At 68.9% G+C, this 22008-nt stretch carries 19 protein-coding genes and 1 tRNA gene; 15 read left to right on the plus strand and 5 right to left on the minus strand.

The genetic code is table 11. The features are described from left to right. Positions 1-69 precede the first annotated feature (69 nt). Positions 70-819, minus strand: a complete 750-nt coding sequence (locus BN976_RS12425; protein WP_011781919.1) for a lytic transglycosylase domain-containing protein — start codon at positions 817-819, stop codon at positions 70-72. 180 nt (positions 820-999) lie between these two features. On the opposite strand from BN976_RS12425, the gene efeU reads away from it, so the two are divergent. The 3 genes from efeU to efeB are packed head-to-tail and all read left to right on the plus strand — an operon-like array spanning position 1000 to position 4365. Continuing rightward, a complete protein-coding gene (gene efeU / locus BN976_RS12430) occupies positions 1000-1911 on the plus strand; it encodes an iron uptake transporter permease EfeU (RefSeq protein WP_011781920.1) in 912 nt (303 codons plus the stop codon). Then, a complete protein-coding gene (gene efeO, locus BN976_RS12435; RefSeq protein ID WP_036371023.1) occupies positions 1908-3071 on the plus strand; it encodes an iron uptake system protein EfeO in 1164 nt (387 codons plus the stop codon). Before efeU ends, efeO begins: the two co-directional genes overlap by 4 nt. Then, positions 3052-4365, plus strand: a complete 1314-nt coding sequence (gene efeB, locus BN976_RS12440) for an iron uptake transporter deferrochelatase/peroxidase subunit (protein WP_011781922.1) — start codon at positions 3052-3054, stop codon at positions 4363-4365. The genes efeO and efeB overlap by 20 nt, the downstream gene beginning before the upstream one ends. 9 nt (positions 4366-4374) lie before the next feature. Here efeB and BN976_RS12445 read toward each other — a convergent pair whose 3' ends face one another. The 3 genes from BN976_RS12445 to BN976_RS12455 form a co-directional block, all read right to left on the minus strand. Continuing rightward, positions 4375-5358: a nucleoside triphosphate pyrophosphohydrolase gene (locus tag BN976_RS12445; protein WP_011781923.1), complete on the minus strand. Its 984-nt coding sequence runs from the start codon at positions 5356-5358 to the stop codon at positions 4375-4377. Beyond that, positions 5355-8993, minus strand: coding sequence for a transcription-repair coupling factor (gene mfd, locus BN976_RS12450; RefSeq protein ID WP_036371417.1), 3639 nt, complete (start codon positions 8991-8993; stop codon positions 5355-5357). Before mfd ends, BN976_RS12445 begins: the two co-directional genes overlap by 4 nt. 64 nt (positions 8994-9057) lie before the next feature. After that, positions 9058-9651, minus strand: a complete 594-nt coding sequence (locus BN976_RS12455) for a TetR/AcrR family transcriptional regulator (protein WP_036371025.1) — start codon at positions 9649-9651, stop codon at positions 9058-9060. Between the two features lie 104 nt (positions 9652-9755). On the opposite strand from BN976_RS12455, the gene BN976_RS12460 reads away from it, so the two are divergent. The 11 genes from BN976_RS12460 to pth all read left to right on the plus strand — a co-directional run bounded on the left by BN976_RS12460 (position 9756) and on the right by pth (position 19439). Next, positions 9756-11288 carry a PucR family transcriptional regulator gene (locus tag BN976_RS12460; protein WP_036371028.1) on the plus strand — a complete coding sequence of 511 codons (1533 nt, stop codon included), beginning with the start codon at positions 9756-9758 and terminating at the stop codon, positions 11286-11288. 116 nt (positions 11289-11404) lie between these two features. Then, the gene (locus BN976_RS12465; protein WP_036371032.1) at positions 11405-12703 is read left to right on the plus strand and encodes an NAD(P)/FAD-dependent oxidoreductase; all 1299 of its coding nucleotides are present in this window, start codon (positions 11405-11407) and stop codon (positions 12701-12703) included. An 81-nt stretch (positions 12704-12784) separates the two neighbouring features. After that, positions 12785-13264 carry a GreA/GreB family elongation factor gene (locus BN976_RS12470; RefSeq protein WP_109489598.1) on the plus strand — a complete coding sequence of 160 codons (480 nt, stop codon included), beginning with the start codon at positions 12785-12787 and terminating at the stop codon, positions 13262-13264. Positions 13265-13310: 46 nt separating this feature from the next. Then, a tRNA-Gln gene (locus BN976_RS12475) sits at positions 13311-13382 on the plus strand. 139 nt (positions 13383-13521) lie between these two features. Continuing rightward, on the plus strand, positions 13522-15000 hold the full coding sequence (gene glmU / locus BN976_RS12480; protein WP_011781929.1) for a bifunctional UDP-N-acetylglucosamine diphosphorylase/glucosamine-1-phosphate N-acetyltransferase GlmU: 1479 nt from the start codon (positions 13522-13524) through the stop codon (positions 14998-15000). Between the two features lie 103 nt (positions 15001-15103). Beyond that, positions 15104-16084 carry a ribose-phosphate diphosphokinase gene (locus BN976_RS12485; protein WP_011781930.1) on the plus strand — a complete coding sequence of 327 codons (981 nt, stop codon included), beginning with the start codon at positions 15104-15106 and terminating at the stop codon, positions 16082-16084. Continuing rightward, positions 16085-16426: an arsenate reductase (glutaredoxin) gene (gene arsC, locus BN976_RS12490; RefSeq protein ID WP_011781931.1), complete on the plus strand. Its 342-nt coding sequence runs from the start codon at positions 16085-16087 to the stop codon at positions 16424-16426. Then, positions 16423-17094, plus strand: a complete 672-nt coding sequence (locus BN976_RS12495; RefSeq protein ID WP_011781932.1) for an LpqN/LpqT family lipoprotein — start codon at positions 16423-16425, stop codon at positions 17092-17094. The genes arsC and BN976_RS12495 overlap by 4 nt, the downstream gene beginning before the upstream one ends. Before the next feature lie 85 nt (positions 17095-17179). Continuing rightward, a complete protein-coding gene (locus tag BN976_RS12500; RefSeq protein ID WP_011781933.1) occupies positions 17180-18046 on the plus strand; it encodes an oxidoreductase in 867 nt (288 codons plus the stop codon). A 145-nt stretch (positions 18047-18191) separates the two neighbouring features. Beyond that, positions 18192-18848, plus strand: a complete 657-nt coding sequence (locus BN976_RS12505) for a 50S ribosomal protein L25/general stress protein Ctc (protein WP_036371034.1) — start codon at positions 18192-18194, stop codon at positions 18846-18848. Positions 18849-18860: 12 nt separating this feature from the next. Next, positions 18861-19439, plus strand: coding sequence for an aminoacyl-tRNA hydrolase (gene pth, locus BN976_RS12510; RefSeq protein ID WP_011781935.1), 579 nt, complete (start codon positions 18861-18863; stop codon positions 19437-19439). An 80-nt stretch (positions 19440-19519) separates the two neighbouring features. On the opposite strand, the gene BN976_RS12515 is transcribed toward pth, so the two are convergent. Further along, on the minus strand, positions 19520-20551 hold the full coding sequence (locus BN976_RS12515) for a 4Fe-4S binding protein (RefSeq protein ID WP_036371037.1): 1032 nt from the start codon (positions 20549-20551) through the stop codon (positions 19520-19522). Between the two features lie 332 nt (positions 20552-20883). Between BN976_RS12515 and BN976_RS12520 the strand changes: the two genes are divergently transcribed. Then, a complete protein-coding gene (locus BN976_RS12520; RefSeq protein ID WP_011781937.1) occupies positions 20884-21987 on the plus strand; it encodes an alkene reductase in 1104 nt (367 codons plus the stop codon). The last annotated feature ends 21 nt before the right edge of the window (positions 21988-22008 follow it).

Consider the following 22008-nt stretch of genomic DNA (forward strand, 5'->3'; position numbering starts at 1 on the left):
CTTGCCTCCTGGTGTCTGCTCAGACGTTTCCGGCATTGAGCCTAGAGCGTGGCCCGTCCGCGGGTGTGATCAGAGCGGATGTCCTTGCGCATACGCCGTCGCCCAGTCCCGGACCGTGCGCGCATATTGGTCGGAGTGGTTGTAGGCGCGAAGGGCCTCCATCCACCCCCGCGGCTTGGACAGATCCTTTCCCCGCCAACACAGGTAACCGGCGGCCGACAGTGCCGCGTCGTCGATGTTGTCGGCGCTGACGTCGCCGTCGTTGTTCGCGTCGACGCCGTAGAGCCGCCACGTCTCCGGGATGAACTGCATCGGCCCCATCGCGCGGGCGAACGGCTCGTCGCCCTTGTTCTCGATCGCCGGGTCGTGACTCACCGAATCGTCGTCCAGGATCACCAGATTCCCGGCGGTGCCGTCGAGCAGCACACCGCGGATCGGCGGCGTCACCTCCCCGTCGGCCGCGACGGTCGAGCCGCGGTAGGTGCCGTGATGGCTTTCCACCTGCCCGATGCCCGCCAGGGTCGTCCACTTCAGATTGCAGTCCGGGTTCTCCACCTCGGCCACCCTGGCGGCGTAGGCGTAGGCCTCCAGCGCGGTCACCGGGATGCCCAGGGCGGGCGCCCGCTCGGCGGCCCATTCGTGCAGCTGGTCGGCGGGCCGGCCCTTGGCATAGGTGTCGATCTGCGGGACCGCGTCACCGGGGGGCGGCGGCACGCCGTCGGGAACCGGGATGCCGATCTGCCACGAACAGCTGGAAGCCATGAGCAGCGCTGTCGCGCCGATCACGGCTATCGCCTGCAGCCAACGCACCCGCGTCACCGGACTCCTCAACCCGCTCTGGTTCGTATCCCATGTTCCCACGCATCAATGGACTGACGGCTCACCCCGGCCGACGGACCCGGGTGTACATTTCACGTGCGCCTCTGGAAAATGAGGGCAGCCACACCTTGCTTTGGCAAGCCAAAGCTTGGTGGGCACACGCGTAGCGAGGACGAACAGATGCTCAGTGCCACCGACCTGTCGGTCATCACGTACTACGCGGCGCCGAACATCTCTTCACAGCTTTTTGGCAGCGGGCTCATAGGTCTGCGCGAAGGGCTGGAAGCCGCGATCGTCGTCTCCATCCTGGTCGCCTTCCTGGTGAAATCCGACCGCCGCGACGCCCTCAAGTGGGTATGGCTGGGTGTCGGCGCCGCGATCGCCCTGACCCTCACCGTGTTCCTGGCGATCCAGTTCGGCGAGAACACCATCACCGGGCTCGCCGCCGAGGCCATCGCCGGAGTCGCCTCGCTGATCGCGGTCGCCATCGTCACCACCATGGTGCTGTGGATGAAGAAGGCGTCGGCATCCATGTCGGGGGAATTGCGCGACGAGATGGCGCGCGCGCTGGAGACCGGCCCGCTGGCCGTGGCGCTGCTGGCGTTTCTCGCGGTCGGCCGCGAGGGTGTCGAGACCGCACTGTTCATGGTGGGCTACGCCGAGGCGCAGACGTCCTGGCCGCTGATCGGGCTGATCACCGGCGTGCTGATCGCCGGCGCCATCGCCTTCGGGATCTACCGCGGCGCGCTGAGCATCGACCTGGGCAAGTTCTTCACCTACACCGGCGTGTTCCTGATCCTCGTCGCCGCCGGCATCCTGTCCTACGGCGTCGGCGCCCTGCAGACCGTCGGCTGGCTGCCCGGCCTGGCGAACAAGGCATTCGACATCAGCACCTGGTTCCACTGGTCGTCCTGGTACGGCGAGGTCATCCAGGGCATCTTCAACGTCACGCCGACACCCACCGTGCTGCAGCTCACCGGCTACCTGGCCTACCTCGCCGTCGTGCTGGCGCTGTTCCTGCGCCCGGCGCAGGCCCCGAAATCCAAGACCCCGACACCACCCAATCCATCACCCGAAAGGTCCACCACGTGAAGGTTCATCCCTCTGTCGCAGTGCTCGCGGCGGCCACGGCGGCGTTCGCGCTGGCCGGCTGCCAGGCCAAGGAAGAGGCTCCGGCGGCGTCCGAGGAAGGCGGCAGCACCGCCCCCGCGCAGGTCACCGTCGAGGCATCGGACGATGCCTGCGAACTGTCCGGCACCGAAGGCAAGACCGGCGCCAACACGTTCGTCATCACCAACAACGGGACCAAGGTCACCGAGTTCTACGTCTACGGCGAAGGCGAGCGGGTGATGGGCGAGGTCGAGAACATCTCCCCCGGGCTGCAGCGCAAGCTGATCGTGCAGCTCACCCAGCCCGGCACCTACCAGACGGCATGCAAGCCCGGCATGATCGGCGACGGCATCCGCAGCGACTTCACCGTGACCGGTGATGCGGTCCAGGTCGACACCGAGGGCAAGTTCAAAGAGGCCGCCGACAGCTACAAGCGGTACGTCAACAGCCAGGTCGAGGCTCTGGCCCCGGCCGTCGAGGCGTTCGTCGCCGCCATCAAGTCCGGGGACATCGAGGCCGCCAAGGCCCAGTACCCCACCTCGCGGGTGTACTACGAGCGCATCGAGCCGGTCGCCGAGTCGTTCCCCGACGACCTCGACCCGCGCATCGACCTGCGCGAGGCCGACCTGGAGCCCGGCCAGAAGTGGACCGGATTCCACCGGCTGGAGAAAGACCTGTGGGTGACGGGCCCACAAGCGGACACCAACGCGATCGCCGACCAGCTGGTCGCCGACGTCAAGGAGCTGCAGGCCGGGGTCAGCGCGCCGGACTTCTCGGTGGACTCCACCCAGATCGCCGGCGGGGCACAGGGTCTGCTCGACGAGATCGCCACCAGCAAGATCAGCGGCGAAGAGGACATCTTCAGCCACACCGACCTGTGGGACTTCAACGCCAACCTGCAGGGTTCGCAGACTGCGGTGGCGTCCGTGCGCCCGATCCTCGACGAGCGCAACCCCGATCTGGGCACGCGTGTCGACCAGCGCTTCGAAGAGGTCGAGGCGCTGCTGGAGCGCTACCGCGAAGGCGACGGATTCGTCAGCTACGACAAGGTGACCGAACCGGAGCGTCAGGAGCTCTCGCGCGCGATCGACGCGCTGAGCAAGGAAGTGAGTCAGGTGCAAGGTGTCATCGCACCCCAATAACGAGAACGCGGAACCGGCTCAGCCCGAACGGTCCGGGCTGAGCCGGCGCAAGCTGTTCGGCGCGGCCGGAGTGACGGCGGCGGTCGTCGGCGCGGCGGGCGTGGGAGCGCTGGCCGGCCGCGCTTCGGCGGCGCAACCGCCGAATCATCTCGACACGGCGGTGCCGTTCCGCGGGCAACATCAAGCGGGCATCGTCACCGAGGCGCAGGACCGCATGCACTTCGCCACGTTCGACGTGACCACCAAGAGCCGCGACGACGTCATCAAGATGCTCGCCGACTGGACCGAGATGGCCGAGCGGATGACGCAGGGCGAGGAGGCGTTTCCGAACGGCTCCATCGGCCAGAATCCGTACTCGCCACCGTCGGACACCGGCGAGGCCCTCGGCCTGCCTCCGTCTCAGCTGACGCTGACCATCGGGTTCGGGCCGTCGTTCTTCGTCAAGGACGGAGTCGACCGGTTCGGCATCGCCGACAAGAAACCGGCCGAGCTGGTCGACCTGCCCAAGTTCCCCAACGAGAAGATCGACCCGGCCCGCAGCGGCGGCGACATCGTCGTGCAGGCCTGCGCGAACGATCCGCAGGTGGCCGTCCACGCCATCCGCAACCTGGCCAGGATCGGCTTCGGCACCGTCGCGGTACGGTACTCGCAGCTGGGCTTCGGCCGCACCTCGTCGACCACGCGCGACCAGACCACTCCGCGAAACCTGTTCGGGTTCAAGGACGGAACGGCCAACATGCGTTCCGACGAAACGGACAGGCTGAACAAGTCGGTCTGGGTGGCCGACGGTGACGGCCCGGCGTGGCTGACCGGTGGCACGTATCTGGTGGCGCGGCGGATCCGGATGCTCATCGAGCAGTGGGACCGCACCACGCTGCTGGAACAGGAACGCGTCATCGGCAGGCAGAAGGGCTCCGGCGCGCCGATGGGACTCGACGACGAGTTCCAGGAACTCAATTTCGATCTGACCAACGACAAGGACGAGCCGCTGATCGACCCGGTGGCCCACGTCCGGCTCGCGTCGTCGAAGAACCTCGGCGGCATCGAGATCCTGCGTCGCGGTTACAACTTCACCGACGGCTCGGACGGCTTCGGCCATCTGGATGCGGGGCTGTTCTTCATCGCGTTCGTGCGCAACCCGGTGACCCAGTTCGTGCCGATGCAGAACGCGATCTCCCGCAACGACGCGATGAACGAATATGTCCGACCCACCAGCTCAGCGGTGTTCGCTTGTCCGCCAGGAATTCCCGAGGGAGACAAGTCCACGTTCTGGGGGTCGACGCTGTTCGACTGAGGCGACCCTTCACCCCTCGGCCGCGTCGGGTTCCTCAGCCACGGGCTCGTCCGCACCCGGCCAGTGGGCGCGCCACTCGTCGGCGGAGATCACGCCGTGCGGGGCGTCGTCGAGTTCCTCGGCAACGTCGGCTCCCCGCCGCGCCGCCGTCGCCGCCCGCTCGGCGTCACGCACGTCAGCCATGAACTCCAGAACCGCTGAGCGCAAAGCATTTTCGGCGTCGATGTCAGCGGACACCGCCACCGAAGTGATCGCCGCCGGGATCAGATCGTGCGGCACCCCGCCCGTCTCGGCGCGGGCCAGCACCTTCTGCGCCAGCGCCAGCGCGGGCTGAGCGGTCGGGATGTCGTCCATGATCGACTCGCGGGTCGAGCGCTCCAGCGCCTTGCGCTGCTCCCACTGAGCCAGCTGGTCCTCCAGCGATATCGACTCCCCGGCAAGGACTGCCGGCACCCGGTTGCCGAGCTTGCGCACCAGCGCGTCGGCGACGTCGTCGACGTCGAACGAATTGTGCGGAGCCTCCTCGGCGATGCGGGCATGGAACAGCACCTGCAGCAGCACGTCGCCGAGTTCGTCGCGCAGTTCGGTCAGGTCGCCACCGTGCACCGCGTCGAACAGCTCGTAGGTCTCCTCCAGCAGGTAGCGCCGCAGCGAGTCGTGCGTCTGCTGGCTCTCCCAGGGCCCCGCCGTGCGCAACTTGTCCATCATCGCCACCGCGTCGACCAGGCGCTCGCCGGGCTGCGGTGCCGGCGCGCAGATCACCCGCTCCCCCGCCGCGATGCGCGCGGCGACGGACGGATGCCCGGGATCCGAGGACAGCAGGACCGCGGCAGGCTCGTCGTCCGAGCCGGCCAGGCACGGCCGCGCCGACGGTAGCGACCACGGCACCTTGATCGGCATCTCCTCGGTGTACTGCACGTCGCCGGTGAGCAGTTCGATCGCCTCGATGGGAATCAGCGACGGACGCCGCGGGTCCACCAGGACGACCGTCATGCGCCACCTCCGAACTTGGTTATATCAACTTCCTCGCCCGGCTTCCCGTCGATGGCCAGCAGCAATCCCGCCACGAAGGCCACCAGCTCCAGATCGCGGATCCGCGGCGACCCCACCCCGCTGCCCGCGCGCGGGACCGGAACCTGCACGGTGGAGGTGGTGGCGCGGTAGTTCGCACCGGAATAGAGCCGCTTGAGCCGCAGCTGTGCCGAATCCGGAAGCGTCATCGGCGAGATGCGCAGCGTCGTCGCCGACGGGGCGCCGATCTCGGTGACGCCGTGCGCGCGCGCCAGCAGCCGCAGCCGCGCGACCGCGACCAGTCGCTGCGCCGGCTCGGGAAGCGGACCGTACCGGTCGACGAGTTCCTCGATCACCGCGTCGACGGCGGCGTCGTCGGGTGCGGCCGCCAACCGGCGGTAGGCCTCCAACCGCAGCCTGTCGCTGCCGATGTAGTCCGGCGGCAGGTGCGCATCGACCGGCAGGTCGATCCTGACGTCCTTCGGTTCCTCCGGCGCCGCAACGGTTTTCCCGTCCGCGGCGGCTCGATATGCTTCTACGGCCTCGCCCACCAGACGCACGTACAGGTCGAAGCCCACACCGGCGACGTGCCCGGACTGCTCGGCCCCCAACACGTTTCCCGCGCCGCGGATCTCGAGGTCCTTCATCGCCACCGCCATGCCCGCGCCCAACTCGTTGTTCTGGGCGATCGTGGCGAGCCGGTCGTAGGCCGTCTCGGTCAGCGGAACCTCCGGCGGGTACAGGAAGTACGCGTAGCCGCGCTCGCGCGACCGCCCGACCCGGCCGCGCAGCTGATGCAGCTGCGACAGCCCGAACGTGTCGGCGCGCTCGACGATCAGCGTGTTCGCGTTCGAGATGTCCAGGCCCGTCTCGACAATCGTCGTGCAGACCAGAATGTCGTACTCGCGGTTCCAGAACCCTTCGACGGTCTTCTCCAGCTGCTCCTCGGGCATCTGCCCGTGCGCGACCACCACCCGGGCCTCGGGTACCAGCTGGCGCACCTTGGCGGCGGCCGAGTCGATCGTGCGCACCCGGTTGTGGATGTAGAACGCCTGCCCGTCGCGCAGCATCTCGCGGCGCAGCGCCGCGGCGACCTGTTTGTCGTCGTGCGGGCCGACGTAGGTCAGCACCGGGTAACGCTCCTCGGGCGGGGTCAGGATCGTCGACATCTCCCGGATACCGGCAAGGCTCATCTCCAGGGTGCGCGGGATCGGGGTGGCGCTCATGGTCAGCACGTCGACGTGGGTGCGCATCGACTTGATGTGCTCCTTGTGCTCGACGCCGAACCGCTGCTCCTCGTCGACGATGACCAGGCCGAGGTCCTTCCACGTCACACCCGTCTGCAGCAGCCGGTGGGTGCCGATCACGATGTCGACGGACCCGTCCTTCATGCCCTCGATCGTGGCGCGGGACTCGGCCGGGTCGGTGAACCGCGAGAGCCCCTTGACCGTGACCGGGAAACCGGTCATCCGGTTGGTGAACGTCTGCAGATGCTGATCGGCCAGCAGCGTGGTCGGCACCAGCACCGCGACCTGCTTGCCGTCCTGCACCGCCTTGAACGCCGCGCGCACCGCGATCTCGGTCTTGCCGTAGCCGACGTCACCGCAGATCACCCGGTCCATCGGGACCGGCTTCTCCATGTCGGATTTCACCTCGGTGATGGCGGTCATCTGGTCGACGGTCTCGGTGAAGCCGAACGCGTCTTCCATCTCGCGCTGCCACGGGGTGTCCGGGGCGAACGCGTGCCCGGCCGACGCCTGACGTTTGGCGTACAGCGCGACGAGCTCGGCGGCGATCTCGCGAACCGCTTTGCGCGCCTTGGTTTTCGTGTTGGCCCAGTCGCTGCCGCCGAGGCGGCTCAGCGTCGGCGCCTCGCCACCGACGTAGCGGGACAGCTGGTCCAGTGAATCCATCGGCACGTACAGCCGATCGGACCCACCGCCGCGCTTGGCCGACGCGTACTCCAGCACCAGGTACTCGCGTCGCGCCCCGCCGATCACCCGCTCGGTCATCTCCACGAAGCGGCCGATGCCGTGCTGGTCGTGCACCACCAGGTCGCCCGCGGTCAGCGCCAGCGGGTCAACGACGTTGCGGCGCTTGGCCGCCAGCTTCTTGCCCTCGGTGGCCGCGGCCCGGTTACCGGTCAGGTCGGTCTCGGTGATCACCACGAGGTTGGCGCCCGGGATCACCACACCGTCGTGCAGCGGCCCCTTGATGACCCCGACGACACCTTCACCCGGCACCGCGCCCGGCTCCAGAACCGTTGCGGGGATGTCGGATTCGGAGAGTTGTTCGACGACCCGCATCGCGGTGCCGGACCCGGGGGTGACGACGACCCCGAACCCGCCGGTTGCGACGTGGGCGCGCAGCATCGCGAAGATCTCATCGAGATTGTGCTGCTGGCCGCGCGCCGACGGTGCGGGCCGGATGTCGAGCGCCGTGGACTCGCCGGCACCGCTGTCGAGCTGGCTCAACGTCCACCACGGATGCCCGCCGGCGCGGGCCGCGTCGCGCGCGTCGCCGTAACCGACGTAGCCCGACACGCCGAGCGCCTCGATGTCGATGGGCACGTCCCCGCCGACCGCCGCGGTCGACCACGACGCCTCCAGGAACTCGCGGCCGGTCTTGATCAGATCGGCGGCGCGGGTGCGGACCTTCTCCGGATCGCACACCAGCAGCGGGGTGCCTTCGGGTAGGTGGTCGGGCAGCGTGGCGAAGTCGCTGGGACGCAACAGCGGAAGCAGCGCCTCCATGCCGTCGACCGGGATGCCCTCGGCCAGCTTGGCCAGCATGTCGGGCACGCTGCCGGTCACGCTGTTCTCCAGGACCGGGTGTTCGCTTGCCAGTGCGGCGGCACGGTCGCGGACCTCGGCGGTCAGCAGCAGTTCACGGCACGGCACCGCGATCAGCGTGTCGATCTCGATCTCGGGGATCGAACGCTGGTCGGCCACCGAGAACATCCGCATCTCGGAGACCTCGTCACCCCAGAACTCGACACGTACGGGATGCTCGGCCGTGGGCGGGAAGACGTCGAGAATGCCTCCGCGGACCGCGAATTCACCGCGTTTGCCGACCATGTCGACGCGGCTGTAGGCCAGATCCACGAGCCGCGCGACCACGGCATCGAAGTCCGCCTCGCCGCCGACGGTGAGCGTGACCGGATCCACCTCGGCCAGATCGGGGGCCATCGGCTGCAGCAGCGACCGCGCAGTGGTCACCACGATCCGCAGCGGCGGGCCGAGCCGCGCGTCGTCGGGGTGGGTGAGGCGGCGCAGCAGCATCATGCGGGCACCGACGGTGTCGACGCCGGGTGAGAGCCGCTCGTGCGGCAACGTCTCCCACGACGGGAACAACGCCACCGCGTCGCCGAAGACGCCGCGCAACTCGGCGGTCAGGTCGTCGGCCTCGCGGCCGGTGGCGGTGACGACCAGCAGCAGCCCCGGCTGGGCGAGCGCGGACGCCACGAACACGCGTGCGCTGGCCGGGCCGACGAGGTTGAGATCGGCGGGCCGGTCGCCGGCACGACGAGCGATCTCCTGCAGGGCGGGATCACGCAGCGCCAGATCGACGAGGCCCGCGATCGGGGTGTGGACATGGAGGGTCCCCGATACGGTCATGATGCGTCCATCGTAGGCACTCGTCACCGACGGCGGTCGACGGGCACCGCGGCGGCCCGGGCCGTCACTCCTCGTGCAGCACCGGGTCGGACTCCAGATGGGTCAGCCCGTTCCAGCACAGGTTGACCAGGTGGGCGGCGACGACCTCTTTCTTGGGTTCGCGCACGTCGAGCCACCACTGCGCCGCCATCGACACGGATCCGACCAGCGCCTGGGCGTACAGCGGCGCGAGGTCGGGGTCAAGGCCGCGGCGGGAGAAGTCGCCGGCGAGGATCGACGCGACCTGGCTGACGGCGTCATTGAGCAATGTCGAGTACGTCCCCGACGTGATGCTGGCCGGTGAGTCGCGGATCAGGATGCGGAAGCCGTCGGTGTGCTCCTCGACGTAGGTCAGCAGCGCCAACGCGACCCGTTCCACCCGCACCCGGGACCGGTTGTCGGCCAGCGAGGACGTGATGCCGTCGAGCAGCGCCGACATCTCCCGGTCGACGACGACCGCGTAGAGACCTTCCTTGCCGCCGAAGTGTTCGTAGACCACCGGCTTGGACACGTTCGCGCGCAGCGCGATCTCCTCGATCGACGTGCCGTCGAAACCCCGCTCGGCGAACAGCGACTTGGCGATCTCCACCAGCTGTTGGCGACGCTCCGTGCCCGTCATCCGTGCCCGCGGCGCGCGCACGTGGGTATCGGGACCGCCGCGCTTATCGGACACTGCCACGCGTCTCAGGGTAAACGGCGAACCCCGGCGTAGCGTTGAGCTCCGTGATCACGCTGGACCGGCTGATCAACGTCCTCGGCGGATACGGCGCACGCTGGCACAGCGGTTCGGCGGACCGACAGACCGAACTGCGCAGCGTGGTGCTCCCGGAGGTCGTCGACGGCCGCACCGTCTCGGGCGATGTTCTGCTCGCCGTGGGCGCCGCCTCCCCGGCCGAAGCTCTGCGGTGGGCCCGCGCGGCACGCGCCGTCGTCGTGCTCACCCGCGGCGAACACGCAGACCCTGAACTGGACGGCGCCGGTGTCGCGGTCGTCGTCATCGATTCGGCGATGCCGTGGAGCGACTTCGCCGCCATCGTGTACGGCCTCGTCATGGAGGGCCGGGAAACCGAGTCCGGTCGCGGCCCGACCGACCTTTTCGCGCTCGCCGACAGCCTGGCCGGCGCCGTCGGCGGCGCGGTGGTCATCGAGGACCGGTCGTCACAGGTGCTGGCGTTCTCCCGCGGACAGCAGGACGCCGACCCTGGGCGGATCGCGACGATCCTCGCGCGCCAGGCGCCGCCGGAACTGCGGGCGGTGTACGAGGCGCACGGTGTGTTCGCGCACCTCGCGGTGTCCGACGATCCCGTCTTTGTGCCGGGCGACGCGCCGGACGGCATGCTCGACGACGCTGCAGGCCGCACCGGCCGCATGGTCGTGGCCGCCCGCGCCGGCCGGGAACTCCTCGGCTCGGTGTGGGTGGCCTGCGCGAGCCCGCTCGTCGGCGACCGGAGGCGGGCCCTGGCCGACGGGGCGCACACCGTGGCGCTGCACCTGCTGCGCTCGCGGGCCAGCGCCGACCTGGAGCGTCAGGTCGAATCCGAGTTGGTGATCCGGCTGCTGGAGAGCCCCGCCGACGCCGCAACCGTGGCCAGCCGGCTGGGCCTTCCTCCCGCAACGCTGCGTGTGATCGCGTTGCGGGCCAGCGACGAGGGCGGCAGGCATGCGGCGCTGCTGCAGATGTTCGAGCGCGCGACCGCGGGCTTCGGGTGGTCACGTCCGTCGCGCAGCGCACTGGCCGACACCACGGTCTACACCGTGCTGGCCGCCGAGGCGGCCGCCGTCGCGCGGGACTGGGTGAGCGCGCTCGTCGCGGCGCTGCCCGAACAGCTGACGGTGCAGGCCGGCATCAGCGCCCCGGCCGCGGCGACCGAACTCGCCGTCGCGCGCACCGAAGCCGACGAATGCCTGGCGCTGCAGGAAGGCACCGGGGCCGACGCGCCGCCGGCCTACGACGAGTCCTGGGATGACCTGCTGCTGCGCCGGCTGCGGGCCGCGGCCCGCTCGGGCCGCACCCCGCCCCGGGGCGCCGTCGCCGAGCTGCGGGCGCACGACAGCACCCACGGCACGGCGTACGTGCCGACGCTGCGGGCGTGGCTGCAGGAACGTGGGGATCCCGGACGGACCGCCACGAGGCTCGGCGTGCACGAGAACACCGTCCGGTACCGGATACGGCGGATGGCCGAGCTGACCGATCTGCGTCTGGACGACGCCGACAAACGGTTCGCGATGATGATCGAGCTCGCGGTCCTCGACTGACCCTTTGTCGGTACGCGACATTTCTCACCGGCGCGTTTGTCGGCTAAGAACAACACCCTCTGTCTCCGGGCACCGGACGATGAAGTTGTCGGCACCGAAAACGAGGAGGTCATGCGATGTCGGGCGGGTCAGGGATGGACGGCGGTCCCCGATCTGTGATCGTCGTGGGCGCAGGCATCGTCGGCCTGTCCACGGCGTGGTTCCTGCAGGAACGGGGCGTGGACGTGACCGTCGTCGATCGCAGCGGAGTTGCGGCGGGGGCGTCGTGGGGTAATGCCGGCTGGGTGTCGCCGGCGTTGACCGCCCCGTTGAACTCGCCATCGGTGCTGCGCGAGGGGTTGCGCGCGTTGGCGGATCCGGCCGCACCACTGCACATCCCGGTTCGGGCGGACACCGCGCTGGCGCGGTTTCTGCTGCGATTCGCCGCCAACTGCCGCCCCAGCGCCTGGGAGCGGGCGGTCCGGGCCAACGCGATCCTCAACGACGAAGCCATCGAGACGTTCGACGTCCTGGTGAGCAACGGCGTCGACGCCCCGGTGACCGACACGTCGCTGGCGGTCGCGTTCCGCGACGCCGGCCACGCCGACCTGTTCCTGACCGAGTTGAACCACCTGCGCTCGACGGGTCAGCAGCTCCACGTCGAGACGCTGACCGGCGCGGCGCTTCACGAGCAGGTACCGCTGGCGTCGTCGAACGTCGCGGCCGTGGTCAACGTGTCGGGCCAGCGCTTCGTCGATCCCGGACGGTTCACCCACGCGCTCGGGTTCGCGGTCGCCGAGCGCGGCGCGACGATGCTCAGCGGCGAGGTGTGCCGGGTGTCCGGTTCCCGCGACGGGGCCCTGCTCGAGCTGCGCGACGGTGAACTGCTGCGTGGGGACGCGGTGGTGCTGGCCACGGGCGCGTGGCTGCCCGCGTTGACCGGGCGACGGATCCGCGTCGGGTTGCAGGCCGGACGCGGCTACTCGTTCACCGTGCCGGTCGACCGTGCCCTGCCGGGCCCGGTCTACCTGCCCGAGGCACGCGTCGCCTGCACGCCGTACCGGGGCGGCCTTCGGGTCGCAGGCACCATGGAGTTCCGCAGGCCCTCCGAGCCTCTGGCGCAGCGCCGGATCGACGCCATCATCGCGTCGGCCACCCCACTGCTCGACGGGGTGCGCTGGACCGAGCGCACCGATGCGTGGGTCGGTCCGCGACCGGTCACCGACGACGGGAAGCCGCTGATCGGCCAGCTGGCCTCCGCGATGTACGTCGCCGGGGGACACGGCATGTGGGGGCTGGCGCACGGTCCGGCCACCGGTCGACTGCTCGCCGAGCAGATCGTCACCGGCAAGCAACCCGAGGCGGTGCGACCGTTCGACCCGCTGCGCGGACGCGGCCGGGCGACGCCCACCGAGGTACTCACGCTTCCCCTCTGACGAGGGTTCTCCGGTCGTCAGGGGCGGTGTAGGTCCATCCCGCCCCTGACGACGATCATCCCTATTGGAAGGAACGCACACGTGTACACCGCTGACTACGTCTGGATGACGCCGCAGGCGCGCGAAGATCTGGAAAAGGAATTGGCCGACCTGATGGCCGTGCCGAACCCTGCAGGCACCGACGAGACCGAACGCACCGATCAGGTCGTGGACGCCTGGTTGGCGCGCAAGGAACGCATCCGGCAGATCCACGAATTGCTCAGCAGGGCCGATCATTCGACCAGCCCGGCAGACGACGGGATCGCCGAGCCGGGCATGGTGCTCACCGTGCGCTTCGACGACACCGGCGACACCGAGACGTTCCTGCTCGGCACCCGCGGCACCGCCGACCCGGAGTTGGAGGTGTACACCGTGGCCTCTCCGCTCGGCAGCGCGCTTCTGGGCGCCGTCCCCGGTGAGCAGTGCAGCTTCCGGTTGCCGAACGGCAGCATCCAGCAGGTGACGGTGCTGGCCGCCAAACCGTTCGGCGCCCACGATCCCGGGGAGCTCGCGAAGCGGTGAGTCGGCGGCGCGGTGGGTTAGAGTCGCACGCGTAACTCGTGACCGGTCCGTCGTGGTGTAATCGGCAGCACCTCTGATTTTGGTTCAGATAGTTCAGGTTCGAGTCCTGGCGACGGAGCAGCTAACGAGGCTTGCCGAGTGAGCAGACCAACGAACGAGGCTTGCCGAGTGAGTCGGCAACCACGAACGCTCGTTGAGCGGACCGGTGCGCTCGCCTGCGGGCGACAACCCAGCTCACGCGATCCGGAAGGACTTTTATGCGTGACGCCGCGGTCGTGATCCTGGCGGCGGGTGCGGGCACCCGGATGAAGTCCGACACCCCCAAGGTGCTGCACACGCTGGCCGGCCGCAGCATGCTGTCGCACGCGTTGCACGCGGTGGCCGGGCTGGAGGCGCGCCACCTGGTGGTGGTGGTCGGCAAGGACCGCGAACGGGTGGCACCGGCGGCGCTGGAGATCGGGCAGACGCTCGGCCGCGACGTCGACATCGCCATCCAGGATCAGCAGCGCGGCACCGGGCACGCCGTCGAATGCGGACTGACCGCTCTGCCCGCGGACTTCACCGGCACCGTCGTGGTGACCGCAGGCGACGTGCCGCTGCTGGACACGCACACGCTGAGCGACCTGATCGCCGCGCACGACGCGGAATCCGCGGCGGCCACCCTGCTCACCACCACGCTGGCCGACCCGACCGGATACGGACGGATCCTGCGCACTCAGGACGGCGGCGTCATCGGCATCGTCGAGCAGGCCGACGCCACCCCGTCCCAGCGAGCCATCACCGAGGTCAACGCCGCGGTGTACGCCTTCGACGCCGGCGCCCTTCGTTCCGCGCTGAGCCGTCTGCAGGCCGACAACGCGCAGGGCGAGCTGTACCTGACCGACGTCATCGCGATCGCGCGTTCCGACGGCGGTGTCGTACGCGCCCGGCACATCGACGACGCGGCGCTGGTCGCCGGCGTCAACGACCGCGTGCAACTCGCCGACCTGGCCGCGGTGCTCAACCGGCGCATCGTCGAAGGCCACCAGCGCGCCGGCGTCACGATCATCGACCCGGCGTCGACCTGGATCGACGTCGACGTGACGATCGGCCGCGACACCGTGGTGCGGCCCGGCACCCAGCTGCTCGGCGCGACGACGATCGGCGGCCGCGCCGAGATCGGCCCGGACACCACGCTGGCCGACGTCACCGTCGGCGACGGCGCTGCGGTGATCCGCACGCACGGCACGTCGGCCGTCATCGGCGACGACTCCGTCGTCGGCCCGTTCACCTACCTGCGGCCCGGCACCGAACTCGGTGCCGCGGGCAAGCTGGGCGCGTTCGTCGAGACCAAGAACGCGACGATCGGGACCGGCACCAAGGTGCCGCACCTGACCTACGTCGGCGACGCCGACATCGGCGAGCACAGCAACATCGGCGCGTCCAGCGTGTTCGTCAACTACGACGGAGAAACCAAGAGCCGCACCACGATCGGCTCGCACGTGCGCACCGGGTCGGACACCATGTTCGTGGCGCCGGTGACCGTCGGCGACGGGGCGTATACCGGGGCGGGCACGGTCGTGCGTGAGGATGTCCCACCCGGCGCGCTGGCCGTGTCGGCGGGACCGCAACGCAACATCGAGGGGTGGGTGACGCGCAAGCGCCCCGGCAGCGCGGCGGCAGAGGCAGCAGCGGCGGCAGGGGCAGGGGCCGGGGCAGCAGCCGAAGATCAGGGCCCCGAAGCTACCGGCGAGTAGCTTTTCGTCGCCGTTTATTGGCATTCTGGTAACCCGCCAGCGTGCGCGCGTAAGCGCTACGTACGATGGCCCCGTATCGATCGCCGACGCCGAGGGCAGCCCCGTGAGCCACGACTGGACCGACAACCGCAAGAACCTGATGCTCTTCTCGGGCCGGGCGCACCCCGAACTCGCCGAGCAGGTCGCCAAGGAACTCGATGTTCCGGTGACCGCGCAGACCGCACGGGACTTCGCCAACGGCGAGATCTTCGTCCGGTTCGACGAATCCGTGCGCGGCTGCGACGCATTCGTGCTGCAGAGCCACCCGGCCCCGCTGAACACGTGGCTGATGGAACAGCTGATCATGATCGACGCGCTCAAGCGTGGCAGCGCCAAGCGCATCACCGCGATCCTGCCGTTCTACCCGTACGCCCGGCAGGACAAGAAGCACCGCGGCCGTGAGCCGATCTCCGCCCGCCTGGTCGCCGACCTCTACAAGACCGCGGGCGCCGACCGGATCGTCACCGTCGACCTGCACACCGACCAGATCCAGGGCTTCTTCGACGGCCCCGTCGACCACATGCGGGCACAGAAACTTCTCACCGGCTACATCGCCGAGAACTACGCCGACCACGACATGGTCGTCGTGTCCCCCGACTCCGGCCGGGTGCGTGTCGCCGAGAAATGGGCCGACGCGCTCGGCGGTGTCCCGCTGGCCTTCATCCACAAGACGCGTGACCCGCTGGTGCCCAACCAGGTCAAGTCCAACCGCGTCGTCGGCGACGTCAAGGGCAGGACCTGCATCCTGACCGACGACATGATCGACACCGGCGGCACCATCGCCGGCGCGGTCAGGCTGCTCAAGCAGGACGGCGCGGCCGACGTCGTCATCGCCGCCACCCACGGCGTGCTGTCGGATCCCGCCCGCGAGCGGCTGGCCGAAAGCGGGGCACGCGAGGTCATCGTCACCAACACGCTGCCGATCGGCGAGGACAAGATGTTCCCGCAGCTGACCGTGCTGTCGATCGCGCCGCTGCTCGCGAACACGATCCGCGCGGTGTTCGACAACGGTTCGGTGACAAGCCTTTTCGACGGGTCGGCGTAAGTGGCTGGGCGGATCTACCACAACCCTAAGTGCTCGACCTCTCGTAAGACGCTTGATCTGTTGCGTGACAACGGGATCGAGCCCGAGATCGTGCTGTACCTGAAGACGCCGCCCACGCGCGCGGAACTGGCGGCGATGATCGCCGACGCCGGGATCGACGTGCGCACCGCCGTGCGCAAGCGGGAATCCCTGTACACCGAGCTCGATCTGGCCTCGGCGTCCGACGACGAACTGCTCGACGCGATGGCCGAGCATCCGATCCTGATCGAGCGCCCGTTCGTCGTCACCGACAAGGGCACCCGGTTGGCGCGTCCTCTCGACAACGTCCGTGAGATTCTGTGACGGTTCGCCTCCGGCCGGCTCTGGCCGCCGCGGCGATACTGGCGGTCCCGGCCTTGTCCGGCTGCGCCGCCGAAACCCCTGACTACCAGTCGGTCTGGTCCACCGCGAGCACGACGTCGGCGGCGCCGACCAGCACCGACCCGGATGCGCCCCCGATGTCGATCGCCACGTTCCTCGAGCAGTCGGGAGTCACCGGGCAGCCCGTCGCGCCCGACAAACTGACCGACCTGACCGTGTCGATGCAGACCCCGCCGGGGTGGCATCCCTACCAGAACTCCAACCTGGCGCCGGGCACCCGGGTGATCGCCAAGGGCGACACCTACCCCACCGCGATGCTGATGGTGTTCGAGCTCGACGGCGACTTCGACGTCGCCGAGGCGCTGACCCACGCCAACGTCGATGCCCAGGCGTCGGAGAACTTCCGCGAACTCAACGCCTCGACAGCGGACTTCAACGGTTTTCCGTCGTCGATGATCGAGGGCAGCTACGACCTCAACGGCACCCGGATGCACAGCTACAACCGCATCGTCATCGCCACCGGCGCCCCGCCGGACCGGCAGCGCTACCTGGTGCAGTTCACCGTCACCGGCTTCGCCGACAAGGCCGCCGAGGACGGCCCGGACGTCGAGTCGGTCATCCGCGGCCTCACCGTCGCACTCCCCCGCTGAGACCGCCCCGCCGACATTGCATGCCACGCGCTCGCCCTCAGAGCCGACGCAGATGCAATCTCGGCGGGCCAACTAGGGTGTGGCCATGAGCGACTGGACCGCCGCGGACCTGCCCTCCTTCGCCGGACGCACCGTCATCGTGACCGGCGCCAACAGCGGACTCGGCCTGATCACGGCGCGCGAACTGGCCCGAGTCGGCGCCAGGACGATCCTGGCGGTGCGCAACCTGGACAAGGGCAACACCGCCGCAGCCACCATGACCGGTGACGTGGAGGTGCGCAGCCTCGATCTGCAGAACCTGGCCTCGGTGCGGGCCTTCGCCGACGGTGTCGACAGCGTCGACGTGCTGGTCAACAACGCCGGCATCATGGCGGTGCCGTACGCGCAGACCGTCGACGGCTTCGAGAGCCAGATCGGCACCAACCATCTGGGGCACTTCGCGCTGACCAACCTGCTGCTGCCCAAGATCAGCGACCGGGTGGTCACGGTATCATCGATGATGCACCTGATGGGCCGGGTCAACCTCAAGGACCTGAACTGGAAGTCCCGGCCCTACCTCGCGTGGCCCGCGTACGGACAGTCGAAACTGGCCAACCTGCTGTTCACCGGCGAACTGCAGCGCCGGCTGGCCGCCGCGGGCTCGCCGGTGCGCGCGGTGGCCGCGCACCCGGGCTACTCGGCGACCAACCTGCAGGGACACTCCGGCAACCCCCTGGGCGAGAAGATCGCGCGAGCGGGAAACCGGATCGCCACCGACGCCGACTTCGGCGCCCGTCAAACCCTGTACGCGGTGGCCGCCGATATACCCGGGGACAGCTTCATCGGACCGCGGTTCTCGATGTTCGGGCCGACCGTCGCCACCTGGCGCAGCCCGCTGGCCCGTGACCGCGGCAAAGCCGCCGGCCTGTGGACCCTCTCCGAGCAGCTCACCGGGACCGAATTTCCGCTCTGACCGGGTGTTGCGCTACCCTTGCGGACGCGTCACGGCGAGGGTGGCCTGCTAACGCAGAGCCGCCGTTATCGACGGGAACCCGCATTCGAATGGTTGCGACCCTGGCCGTGCCCGACACCGTCCACCGGCACAGGAGCAACACATCATGGCCAAGAACGCCCCCAACAATCTGCCCGCGCAGGTCCGCACCGCGACCGGCAAGGGCGCCTCGCGCCGCGCACGCCGCGAGGGCAAGGTGCCCGTGGTGCTCTACGGCCACGGCACGGAGCCGCAGCATCTCGAGCTCAACGGGCGCGACTTCGCCGCCGTGCTGCGTCATGCTGGCACCAACGCCGTGCTGACGCTCGACATCGACGGCACCGAGCAGCTGGCCCTGACCAAGGCCATCGAGGTCCACCCGATCCGCCGCAACATCCAGCACGCCGACCTGCTGGTGGTGCGCCGCGGCGAGAAGGTGACCGTCGAGGTCAACATCGTCATCGAAGGCGACGCCACGCCCGGCACGCTCGTCACGCAGGACGCGAACGCCGTCGAGATCGAGGCCGACGTCCAGTCCATCCCCGAGCAGTTCGTCGTCTCCGTCGAAGGCGCCGAGGAGGGCACCCAGATCCTGGCCGGCCAGATCGAGCTGCCGTCCGGCGTCACCCTGATCTCCGACCCGGAGACCCTGGTCGTCAACATCGTGGCGGCCCCGACCGCCGCGGACCTGGAGTCCGAGGGCGGCGGCGAGCGTGCGGAGCAGGCCGCCGAGGCCCCCGAGGCCGGCGAGGCCGAAGCCGCCTCCGAGTCCGAGTCCGAGTAGGCGAATCCCGTCATGGCCGAACCCGTACTCGTGGTCGGCCTGGGCAACCCCGGACCGCAGTACGCCACCACCCGGCACAACGCCGGGTTCATGGTCGTCGACATTCTCGCCGACCGGATGGGCGAAAAGTTCAAGGTGCACAAGAAGTCCGGTGCCGAAGTGGCCACCGGGCGGCTCGCGGGCCGCCCGGTGGTGCTGGCCAAGCCCCGGGTGTACATGAACGAATCCGGCCGGCAGGTGGGCCCGCTGGCCAAGTTCTACTCGGTCGCGCCGGCCGACGTCGTCATCGTCCACGACGAACTCGACATCGACTTCGGCCGGATCCGGCTGAAGGCCGGCGGCGGCGTGGCCGGCCACAACGGTCTGCGGTCGGTGGCTTCAGCTCTGGGCGGCAACGACTTTCAGCGGGTCCGGGTGGGCATCGGCCGGCCCCCCGGCCACAAGTCGGGCGCCAGCTTTGTGCTGGAGAACTTCAACAGCGTCGAGCGCAAAGAGGTTCCGACGATCCTGGAGCAGGCCGCCGATGCCACCGAACTGTTGGTCGCCCAGGGCCTGGAGCCGGCCCAGAACACCGTGCACGCCTGGGGCTGAGCCCGGCTGTGCGCCGAAATTGCATTCCAGCAGAAGAAGTTCGAGTGCAGCCCTGCCGGAATGCAATTTCGGCGGAGGGTTCACACACCGCGGATACCGCTGTCGACTCGTTTCACCGGCTTGTGCGGATAGCGCCTGACGGCGTGCGCCTCGGCGTCGGAGTTCGGCAGCACGTAGAGCGTTTCCACCTTGTCCTGTAGCGGCTTGAGGACCAGGTCCATGAACCCCTTGCGGTCCTCGAGATACGGCTCGATGACGTCCTCCCCCGCGGGGCACACGGCCAGGCAGTACGCCGCCTTGTAGTTGGCCTTGAAGGACAGACTCTGCCACATCGATGCGTTCTCCGAATCGCTGACGCGGGACCGGAATTCGGCGGCATCGGCGCTGTCGGCGATGGTCTGCGCCCAGTCGGTGAAACCGCCCATGAACTCGCGATAGTTGTGCACCGAACACGCCACGAAGTCGAAGTCGCCGTTCTTCTTGATGGCCCCCACCGGGCACGCCGCGACGCACAGCTTGCACTCCAGGCACGGCGAATAGTCGAGTGGTGTGCCGTAACTGCTGATCTTCGAGGCGACCAGGACGGTGCCGAGCAGGATGAAGTTGCCGAACCGCGGATGAATCACGTTGCGGTGGATGCCCATCGCGCCGAGACCCGCAGCGACGGCGACCGGCTTGTGCGCCACCACCCAGATACGGCCAGGAAAGCGATCCATCTCCATCGGGAACGTCGCCGACGGATTGACCACCCGGTGCCCGGCGTCCTGCAGCACCCTGGCGATGCGGTGCGCGGCCTCGTTCATCACCTCCCCGCTGCGGTGGAACTCCTGATTGGCCACGCTGCGCGCACTCGAGCGCACGTTGTCGCGGTTCATCTTCACCACCAGCGAGATGTAGCTGACCGCGCCCGGGAGCGCCGCTTCGACGTGGGCCAGCTCCGAGCTCAACGCGGGGTCACCGACACTGGCGAACCCGACGTCGTCGGCTCCGGCGTCCAGGCAGACCTTGCGTAGCCAGTCGGCGTCGATGACGCCGGGCGCCTGCGCCGGGCGAGACCGCACCGCGCGCACCGTGGGATGTTCGGCCAGTCGCACCGGCAGTTTCTCCAGCATGCTGAGTATAGTACACCATACTTAGACCCCTGGACTTATTCCTTCGCACCCGCACCCGGCGATCGGGAGCGACGGCAATAAATTGGGAAACAGATCTGTTTACTCGTGTGCTAGGCTTCCAGCCGGGACACCCCAATGGCGGGCCCCGCACATCAGAATATTGCCGAATCACGCTGTCATGCATGCGATCTCACATCGCGTGACACGGCTGGTGCCGCCATGCGCGAAGGCCTGCTGCCTACGCGCAGTCATTCGACGGCGCCCCTGCGGGGACCGCCTCCTCGTTGTTCAACAGTATGGGGATCGCGTCGGCGACTCCCCAGGAAGGAAACATGACCAAGCTCATCTCGAAACCACTCGAACTGCCGGCCTTCGTGACGCCGAACCGGGTCTTCATGGCCCCGATGACCAGGATGCGGGCAGCGCAACCCGGCGACGTGCCGACCGATCTGATGGTCGACTACTACACGCAGCGCGCGGGCGCCGGATTGATCGTGACCGAGGGCTCCCAGATCTCACCGGAGGGTAAGGGCTACGCCGACACCCCGGGCATTCACAGCGACGCTCAGGTGGCTGGCTGGCGCAAGGTCACCGATGCCGTACACGCGGCCGGCGGGCGAATCTCGTTGCAGCTCTGGCATGTCGGGCGGTTGACCCACGAAACGCTGCAAGGTGGCCAGCCGGGTGTCTCGGCGAGTGCGATCGACTTCGATGGCACGGTGACGCTCAAGCACGCCGACGGCGAACGTTACACAGCCCAGTCTCCCACGCCGCGGGCGCTGGAGGTCAGCGAGATCCCCAGGCTGATCGAGGATTACCGTCGCGCGACCCGCAATGCGCGTGAGGCCGGATTCGACATGGTGGAGATCCACGCTGCCAACGGGTACCTGCTCCAGCAGTTCATGTCGGTCAGCTCGAATCATCGCGACGATCGATACGGCGGCTCTCTGCAGAACCGGGCCCGGTTGCCGCTTGAGGTCGTCGACGCGCTCACCGACGAATGGGACGCCGCCCACGTCGGAATCCGACTGTCGCCCATGATCAAATTCGGCGGACTCGACGACGCCGACGGCATGGAGATGGGCCTGTACATGGCGGCGGCCCTTCATGAGCGCGGGGTCGGCTACCTGCATCTGTGCGAGCCAGACTGGGCCGAGGGGCCGGCACTCGATTCGGCGTTCCGCAGCGGGCTTCGAAACGCCTTCTCCGGCATCATCATCGGGGCCGGGAACTATACAGTCGCGAAAGCGGACGAAATGATCGCCGAGGGCTTCATCGATGCCGCAGCGTTCGGCCGGCCGTTCATCGCGAATCCGGATCTGCCGAGGCGCCTGTTCGAAGAACTCCCGCTGGCCGAGGTGGATTTCGACACGGTCTACGGCTCCGATGTCGCCGGATATCCCCAGGGTTACACCGACTACCCGACCGCGGACTGACGCCGCGAGCCCTCCACTCAT

This window comes from Mycolicibacterium austroafricanum (assembly GCF_000612725.1).
GTDB lineage: Bacteria > Actinomycetota > Actinomycetes > Mycobacteriales > Mycobacteriaceae > Mycobacterium > Mycobacterium austroafricanum.

Excerpts from the sequence above, each read along its gene's own strand:
- efeU (WP_011781920.1), top strand. The coding sequence starts at position 1,000 with ATGCTCAGTGCCACCGACCTGTCGGTCATCACGTACTACGCGGCGCCG.
- BN976_RS12445 (WP_011781923.1), bottom strand. The coding sequence starts at position 5,358 with ATGACGGTCGTCCTGGTGGACCCGCGGCGTCCGTCGCTGATTCCCATC.
- mfd (WP_036371417.1), bottom strand. The coding sequence starts at position 8,993 with ATGACCGTATCGGGGACCCTCCATGTCCACACCCCGATCGCGGGCCTC.
- BN976_RS12455 (WP_036371025.1), bottom strand. The coding sequence starts at position 9,651 with ATGACGGGCACGGAGCGTCGCCAACAGCTGGTGGAGATCGCCAAGTCG.
- BN976_RS12465 (WP_036371032.1), top strand. The coding sequence starts at position 11,405 with ATGTCGGGCGGGTCAGGGATGGACGGCGGTCCCCGATCTGTGATCGTC.
- glmU (WP_011781929.1), top strand. The coding sequence starts at position 13,522 with ATGCGTGACGCCGCGGTCGTGATCCTGGCGGCGGGTGCGGGCACCCGG.
- BN976_RS12500 (WP_011781933.1), top strand. The coding sequence starts at position 17,180 with ATGAGCGACTGGACCGCCGCGGACCTGCCCTCCTTCGCCGGACGCACC.
- BN976_RS12505 (WP_036371034.1), top strand. The coding sequence starts at position 18,192 with ATGGCCAAGAACGCCCCCAACAATCTGCCCGCGCAGGTCCGCACCGCG.
- pth (WP_011781935.1), top strand. The coding sequence starts at position 18,861 with ATGGCCGAACCCGTACTCGTGGTCGGCCTGGGCAACCCCGGACCGCAG.
- BN976_RS12515 (WP_036371037.1), bottom strand. The coding sequence starts at position 20,551 with ATGCTGGAGAAACTGCCGGTGCGACTGGCCGAACATCCCACGGTGCGC.
- BN976_RS12520 (WP_011781937.1), top strand. The coding sequence starts at position 20,884 with ATGACCAAGCTCATCTCGAAACCACTCGAACTGCCGGCCTTCGTGACG.